This window comes from Actinomadura sp. WAC 06369 (assembly GCF_003947565.1).
GTDB lineage: Bacteria > Actinomycetota > Actinomycetes > Streptosporangiales > Streptosporangiaceae > Spirillospora > Spirillospora rifamycini.
On the sequence record NZ_QHJN01000285.1, the window covers coordinates 1 to 5,566 of the forward strand.

The 5,566-nt window shown below is 74.2% G+C and carries 6 protein-coding genes; 4 read left to right on the plus strand and 2 right to left on the minus strand.

Annotated features, from left to right (window positions below; all coding sequences use genetic code 11):
- Positions 1 to 608 (minus strand): 4'-phosphopantetheinyl transferase family protein (locus DMH08_RS38135; protein ID WP_125621097.1); only part of this gene is annotated, 608 nt, incomplete at its 3' end.
- Between the two features lie 35 nt (positions 609 to 643).
- On the opposite strand from DMH08_RS38135, the gene dapE reads away from it, so the two are divergent.
- Positions 644 to 1,702, plus strand: coding sequence for a succinyl-diaminopimelate desuccinylase (gene dapE, locus DMH08_RS38140; protein WP_125621099.1), 1,059 nt, complete (start codon positions 644 to 646; stop codon positions 1,700 to 1,702).
- Between the two features lie 16 nt (positions 1,703 to 1,718).
- Here dapE and DMH08_RS38145 read toward each other — a convergent pair whose 3' ends face one another.
- The gene (locus tag DMH08_RS38145) at positions 1,719 to 2,285 is read right to left on the minus strand and encodes a TetR/AcrR family transcriptional regulator (RefSeq protein WP_034516860.1); all 567 of its coding nucleotides are present in this window, start codon (positions 2,283 to 2,285) and stop codon (positions 1,719 to 1,721) included.
- Positions 2,286 to 2,482: 197 nt separating this feature from the next.
- Here DMH08_RS38145 and DMH08_RS38150 point away from each other — a divergent pair, with 197 nt between their 5' ends.
- The 3 genes from DMH08_RS38150 to DMH08_RS38160 are packed head-to-tail and all read left to right on the plus strand — an operon-like array spanning position 2,483 to position 5,390.
- On the plus strand, positions 2,483 to 3,922 hold the full coding sequence (locus DMH08_RS38150) for an MFS transporter (protein WP_125621101.1): 1,440 nt from the start codon (positions 2,483 to 2,485) through the stop codon (positions 3,920 to 3,922).
- Between the two features lie 50 nt (positions 3,923 to 3,972).
- Positions 3,973 to 4,797 carry a TIGR00730 family Rossman fold protein gene (locus tag DMH08_RS38155; RefSeq protein ID WP_026401333.1) on the plus strand — a complete coding sequence of 275 codons (825 nt, stop codon included), beginning with the start codon at positions 3,973 to 3,975 and terminating at the stop codon, positions 4,795 to 4,797.
- Complete coding sequence (locus DMH08_RS38160) at positions 4,794 to 5,390, plus strand: TIGR00730 family Rossman fold protein (RefSeq protein ID WP_233618060.1); 597 nt, start codon at positions 4,794 to 4,796, stop codon at positions 5,388 to 5,390. Before DMH08_RS38155 ends, DMH08_RS38160 begins: the two co-directional genes overlap by 4 nt.
- Positions 5,391 to 5,566: the final 176 nt, after the last annotated feature.

Consider the following 5,566-nt stretch of genomic DNA (forward strand, 5'->3'; position numbering starts at 1 on the left):
GGGGACAGGTCGGCGAGCCGGACGGAGCCGACGGCCTTGTCGTCGTCCCAGCTCAGGAGCTCGGGGGCGGTGTCGGGCGGGGAGAGGTGCAGGGCGGTCATGGGGGCCGCCAGGCCGTGGCCGGTGGCCTTCAGGACGGCCTCCTTGCGGCTCCAGTAGACGTGGAACGCGCGCTTGCGCCCTTCGGGCGTCAGGGCGGCGAGCGCGTCGCGCTCGGGGGCGGCGAGGACCATCTCGGCGAGGCGGTCGATGTCGCGGTCGCTCTCGCGCTCGACGTCCACGCCGACCTGGACGCCGTCGGCGACGGCGAGGACGACGCGGTCGCCGGAGTGCGACAGCGAGAAGTCGACGTCGTGGCCCGGGAGGCGCGGCTTGCCGTGGTCGGCGCCGCAGTGCGGGCATTCGGTGGTGAACGCGATGGACGCGGGGGCCAGACCGGTCCGGGCGGCGAGGACGGTGCGGGCGAGGAAGCGTCCGGTGACGAAACGGGCCTTGTCCTCGGCGCGGGCGAAGCGGTCGTAGCGGTCGCGTTCGGCGGCGGGCAGCAGGTCGCGCATGTGCGGCTCGTCGGCGGGGGCCGACCAGTGCACTTCGATGGGCGTCTCCACGCCGGTGATCCTATTGCCGCGTACGCTTGTCGACCATGCGGCTTGATCTGTTCTCGGACGTGGCGGACCTGACGGCGGCGGTCGTCGACATCGAGTCGGTGAGCGGCGGGGAGGGTCCGCTGGCGGACGCGGTCGAGGAGGCGCTGCGGGCGCTGCCGCACCTCGCGGTCGAGCGGGTGGGGCACAACGTCGTCGCGCGCACGGACCTCGGGCGCGCGGAACGGGTCGTCCTGGCCGGGCACCTCGACACCGTGCCGCTGAACGGGAACCTGCCGTCGCGGGTCGAGGGCGACCGGCTGTACGGGTGCGGCACCTCCGACATGAAGAGCGGCGTCGCGGTGGCGCTGCGGCTCGCCGCGACGGTGGCCGAGCCGACCCGCGACATCACGTTCGTGTTCTACGAGTGCGAGGAGATCGAGGCGTCCCGCAACGGGCTGCGGCGGCTGGCCCGCGAGCGTCCCGAGCTGCTCGCGGGCGACTTCGCCGTCCTGATGGAGCCGACGGGCGCGCTGATCGAGGGCGGCTGCCAGGGCACCATGCGGGTGGAGGTGGCGGCCGCGGGGGAGCGGGCGCACAGCGCGCGCGCCTGGATGGGGTCGAACGCGATCCACTCCGCCGGACGCATCCTGGACGTCCTGCGCGCCTACGAGCCCACGCGTCCGGTCGTGGACGGGCTCGAGTACCGCGAGGGCCTGAACGCGGTGTTCGTCCGCGGCGGCGTCGCGGGGAACGTCATCCCGGACGAGTGCGTCGTGACGGTGAACTACCGGTTCGCGCCCGACAAGTCGCTCGACGAGGCCGAGCGGTACCTCCGGGAGATCTTCGACGGGTTCGCGGTGATGGTCACGGACGCCTCGCCCGCGGCGCGGCCGGGGCTGACGCACCCGGCGGCGGACGCGTTCGTCCGGGCGGCCGGCGCGGAGGTCCGGGCGAAGCTCGGCTGGACGGACGTCGCGCAGTTCGCCGAGCTGGGCGTGCCGGCCGTCAACTACGGGCCGGGGGAGCCGACGCTCGCGCACACGAAGGACGAGTACGTCGAGACGCCGCTGATCGCCGACTGCGAGCGCCGCATGCGCGCGTGGCTCACCGCCTGAGCCGGCCGCGCCCGAGTCAGGCGCGCAGGCCCCGCAGGAGCACGTCGGCGTAGACGCGACGGCCCTCGGGGCCGGCGAGGTTGACCGCCGTCGCCAGCCCGCACATCAGCGTGCGGAACTCGCGCACCCCGACGTCGGCGCGGAGCGCCCCGGCGGCGCGGGCGCGGTCGAGGAGCCGGGTGACGCGGTCGTGCAGGTCCCGGTTCTCGGGGCCGGTGTTCTCGTCGAACAGCAGGCCGATGTCGCCGAACACCGTGCGCAGCCCGCGGTTGCGGCCCATGACGTCGCAGCTCAGCCGCACGTAGTGCGCGAGGCCCTCCCACGGGTCGTCGATGCGCAGGGCCTCGGCGGCGTTGGCGGCGCCGTCGGCCAGCCACTCGGCGGCGAGCTCGTCGATGAGCGCCTGCTTGGTGGGGAAGTGGCGGTAGATCGTCCCGACGCCGACGCCGGCGCGGCGGGCGATGTCCTCCATCTGGACCTCGACGCCGTCCTCTTCGAACGCGGTGCGCGCGGCGTCCAGCACGCGGCGGCGGTTGCGGCGTGCGTCGGCGCGCAGGGGGCGCGGCCCGGTGGCGGCGGTCATCGCCTCCAGTGAACCACGCGCGAGGGGCCGGCCTCCCCGCCCCGGACGCCGGACGGTCCGGCGATCCCCACGTATCCCTAGAGGCTCTAGATTTTCTAGAGCGTCTAGGTAAAGTGATTGACAAGCGGAATCTGGCTTCCGTATCGTCTCGCGATGCAAGCGGAACCGGAATTCGACTTCCAGATAAGGAGCCGCGCATGGCCGCACGGCATCGGGGGCTCGCGCTCGCCCTGCTCACCTCGGTCCAGTTCGTCCTGGTCCTGGACGCCTCGATCGTCAACATCGCGCTGCCGTCCATCGGCCGCGACCTGCACTTCGACCAGGCCGACCTGTCCTGGGTCGCCAACGCCTACACGCTCGCGTTCGGCGGCTTCCTGCTGTTCGGCGGGCGGGTCGCCGACCTCGCCGGACGGCGCCGGATGTTCCTGGCCGGGCTGGCGCTGTTCACCGTCACCTCGCTCGTCGGCGGGCTCGCCCCGAACGCCGGGACGCTCGTCGCCGCGCGCGCCGCGCAGGGCGTCGGCGCCGCGCTGGCCGCCCCGGCCGCGCTGGCGCTGATCATGACGCTGTTCGCGCCCGGCCCCGAGCGCAACCGCGCGCTCGGCCTGTTCGGCGCCGTCGCCGGCGCGGGCGGCGCCGCGGGCGCCATCCTCGGCGGGCTGCTCACCGACTGGTTCGGCTGGGAGGCGGTGCTGTACGTCAACGTCCCGATCGGCGCCGCCGCGCTCGCGCTCGCGCCCGTCCTGCTCCCCGAGGCGCGCGACGAGCGGGTCCGCGGCTTCGACCTGGCCGGCGCCGTCGCGGTGACCGGCGGGCTCGCGCTGCTCGTCTACACGCTGGTGGACGCGAACGAGGCGGGCTGGACGTCCGCGCGGACGCTCGGGCTCGGCGCCGCGGCCGCCGCGCTGCTGGCGGCGTTCGCCGCGGTGGAGGCGCGCGTGCGGAACCCGCTCGTCCCGCTCGGCGTCTTCCGGAACCGGTCGCTGACCGGCGGGAACCTCGCGGCCGTCCTGATGACGATGGCGATCTTCCCGATGTTCTACGTCATGACCCTCTACCTGCAGCAGGTCAAGGGCTACGAGCCGGTGAAGGCGGGGGTGGCGCAGCTCCCGGTGGCGATCGCGATCGGCGCGGGCTCGGCGCTCGGGTCGCGGCTCGTCACCCGGTTCGGCCCCCGGGTGCCGGTGGGCGCCGCGCTGGCGGTGGCCGCGTGCGGGCTCGCCTGGTTCTCCCGGATGTCGGCGACCGGCCACTACGCGGCCGAGGCGCTCGGCCCCGCGATCGTGATGGGGCTCGGCGCCGGCGTGGTGTTCGTCGGCACCGCCATCGCCGCGACCGCCGGGGCCGCGGCGGACGAGTCGGGGCTCGCGTCCGGCCTCGTCAACACCGCCCAGCAGGTCGGCGGCGCGCTCGGCCTGGCCCTCGTGGTGGCGGTGTCCGCGCAGGTCACCGAGAACGCGCTCGCCGACGGCGAGCACGTCCTCGGCGTCGCGCTGAACGCGGGCTTCCGGGCCGGCATGCTCGCCGCCGCGGGCGTCGCGCTCCTCGCCGCGGCGGCCGCCCTGGCGCTCATCCCCGGCCGGACGGCCGACGGGCGCGCGGCGGCGGACGCCCGGCCGCCGGCGCACGTGGGGTGACCGGGAAAACCGGGAGGTGGGGGTACCCGGCGCGCCATTACGGTGGGGTCATGACATCCGAAGAAAGCCGCCGATCCCGGCGGCAGGGGCCCGCCATGCTGCGCGGGCGCGCCGTCCCCCCGACGACCACCGACCAGCGGCTGCTCGACGCGCGCGGCCCGGCCGACTGGGTGCACGCCGACCCGTGGCGGGTGCTGCGCATCCAGGCCGAGTTCGTGGAGGGCTTCGGGCTGCTGGCGGAGCTGCCGAAGGCGGTCAGCGTGTTCGGCAGCGCCCGCACCAAGCCGGGCACCCCCGAGTACGAGGCGGCCGTCGACATCGGCGCCCGGCTGCACGACGCCGGGTACGCGGTGATCACCGGCGGCGGCCCGGGCATCATGGAGGCGGCGAACAAGGGCTGCGACGAGAACGGCGGCGTGTCGGTCGGGCTCGGCATCGAGCTGCCCTTCGAGCAGAAGCTGAACGACCACGTCGACATCGGCCTCGAGTTCCGGTACTTCTTCGTCCGCAAGACGATGTTCGTGAAGTACTCGCAGGCGTTCGTGGTGCTGCCGGGCGGCTTCGGGACGCTGGACGAGCTGTTCGAGGCGATCACGCTCGTCCAGACCAAGAAGATCACCCGGTTCCCGATCGTCCTCGTCGGCACCGAGTTCTGGGGCGGCCTCCTCGACTGGATCCGCGCCACGATGCTGCCGTCGGCGAAGATCTCCCCCGACGACCTGGACCTGATCCACCTCACCGACGACCCCGACGAGGTCGTCAAGGTGATCGTCGACGCGCACATGGAGCAGGAGCGGCTGCTGCAGGAGCAGGCCGCGGTCGAGGAGACGGCCCGGGCCGCCGGGACGGCGGGGCAGGAAGTGGACGGCACGTGAGCGACTCCCTCGCGGTCTGCGTGTTCTGCGCGTCCAGCAGCAAGATCGACCCCCGGTTCCTCGACCTCGCGGCGGAGGCCGGCGCCGAGCTGGCGCGGCGCGGCCACAGCCTGGTCAGCGGCGGCGCCCAGGTGTCCTGCATGGGCGCCGTCGCGCGCGCCGCCCGGGCCGGCGGCGCCCGCACCGTCGGCGTGATCCCCGAGAACCTGGTCGACCTCGAGATCTCCGACGAGGAGAACGACGAGCTGATCGTCACCCCCGACATGCGCACCCGCAAGGGCGAGATGGACCGCCGCAGCGACGCGTTCCTCGTCCTGCCCGGCGGCATCGGGACGCTCGAGGAGCTGTTCGAGATCTGGACGGCCCGCACCCTCGGCATGCACGACAAGCAGATCGTCATCCTCGACCCCGTCGGCGTCTACGAGCCGCTGCGCGAGCTGATGAAGGGCCTCGCGGAGCACGGCTTCACCCGCCCGAAGGCGTTCGACGCGGTGAGCTGGGCCTCGACCGTCCCCGAAGCCTTCGACCTGCTCGAACTCTCCCAGGTCCGGATCGAGCCCACCCCCGAGGACTACGCCGAGGCCGAACTGTAGGGCGCGCGGCCCGCGGCGGACGCGTCCGGGCGCGCCCGCCTCCGGCCGGGGAGGCGTGATCTCCGCCGGCGGGGAAGGAGCCTCTGCGGAGGTGGGCCCGTGAACGGCGTGACCAGGGTGAAGGCGTGTGCGGTGGCGGTCGCGGGCGGGCTGCTGCTCGCGGGGTGCTCCGGAGG